The following is a 1,645-nucleotide window of genomic DNA, read 5'->3' on the forward strand; positions in this document are numbered from 1 at the left end:
TCAACCAGCCGCCCATCGGCAACAGTTCGCACCTGCTGCAGCGCACCGGCAATGACGCCACCCGTTATCTGCTGCCGGTGTTCGGCCGCCATCGCAACCTCGCCGGTGAACTGATCCCGGATGAATCCGACCGCTTGCTGGGCTGGGTCGAGCTGGAACTGTCCCACAACGGCATGTTGCTGCGTGGCTACCGCAGCCTGTTCGCGAGCCTGCTGCTGATCGCCATCGGCCTGATCTGCACGGCGGCCCTCGCCTTGCGCATCAGCCGTACGATCAACTCACCGATCGGCCTGATCAAACAGGCCGTCGCGCAACTCAAGGACGGCAATCTCGAAACCCGCTTGCCACCCCTGGGCAGCCAGGAGCTGGATCACCTGGCCTCGGGCATCAACCGCATGGCCGAGACCCTGCAAAACGCCCAGGAAGAATTGCAACACAGCATCGACCAGGCCACCGAAGACGTGCGGCAAAACCTCGAAACCATCGAGATCCAGAACATCGAGTTGGACCTGGCCCGCAAGGAAGCCCTGGAAGCCAGCCGCATCAAGTCGGAGTTTCTGGCCAACATGAGCCATGAAATCCGCACGCCGTTGAACGGCATCCTTGGTTTCACCCATTTGTTGCAGAAAAGCGAACTGTCACCGCGCCAGCTGGATTACCTGGGCACCATCGAAAAATCCGCCGACAACCTGCTGGGCATCATCAACGAAATCCTCGACTTCTCGAAAATCGAGGCCGGCAAGCTGGTGCTCGACAGCATCCCGTTCAACCTGCGGGACTTGCTGCAAGACACCCTGACCATCCTCGCCCCGGCCGCCCACGCCAAACAGCTGGAGCTGGTGAGCCTGGTCTACCGCGACACGCCGCTCTCCCTGGTGGGTGACCCGCTGCGGCTCAAGCAGATCCTCACGAACCTGGTGAGCAACGCGATCAAGTTCACCCGCGAAGGCACCATCGTTGCCCGCGCCATGATTGAAGACGAACAGGAAGACAGCGTACAACTGCGCATCAGCGTGCAGGACACCGGCATCGGCCTGTCGAACCAGGATGTGCGGGCGCTGTTCCAGGCGTTCAGCCAGGCGGACAATTCGCTGTCACGCCAACCCGGCGGGACCGGCCTTGGCCTGGTGATTTCCAAGCGCCTGATCGAACAGATGGGCGGTGAGATCGGCGTCGACAGCACGCCGGGAGAAGGCTCGGAATTCTGGATCAGCCTGAACCTGCCGAAAACCCGTGACGATATCGAAGACCTGCCCTCCGCGCCGCTGCTGGGCCGGCGCGTGGCGGTGCTGGAAAACCACGAGCTGGCGCGCCAGGCCCTGCAACATCAGCTGGAAGACTGCGGCCTGGAAGTCACCCCGTTCAACAGCCTGGAAAGCCTGACCAACGGCATCACCAGCGCCCACCAGACCGAACAGGCGATTGACCTGGCCGTGCTGGGCATCACCGCCAACGACATTCCGCCGGAGCGTTTGAACCAGCACCTGTGGGACCTCGAACACCTGGGCTGCAAGGTACTGGTGTTGTGCCCGACCACCGAACAGCTGCTGTTCAACCCCTCGGTGCCCAACCCCAACAGCCAGTTGCAGGCCAAGCCCGCGTGCACCCGCAAACTGCGTCGCGCCCTGGCCGACCTGATCAGCCC

General features: G+C 62.6%; 1 protein-coding gene. It reads left to right on the forward strand.

Annotated features, from left to right (window positions below; genetic code table 11):
- On the forward strand, positions 1-1,645 hold a 1,645-nt coding region (locus HX846_RS32100; RefSeq protein ID WP_178966946.1), incomplete at both ends, for an ATP-binding protein.

Origin of the sequence: Pseudomonas sp. K5002 (assembly GCF_013386655.1) — a bacterium.
In the GTDB taxonomy this organism is placed as follows: Bacteria; Pseudomonadota; Gammaproteobacteria; order Pseudomonadales; family Pseudomonadaceae; genus Aquipseudomonas.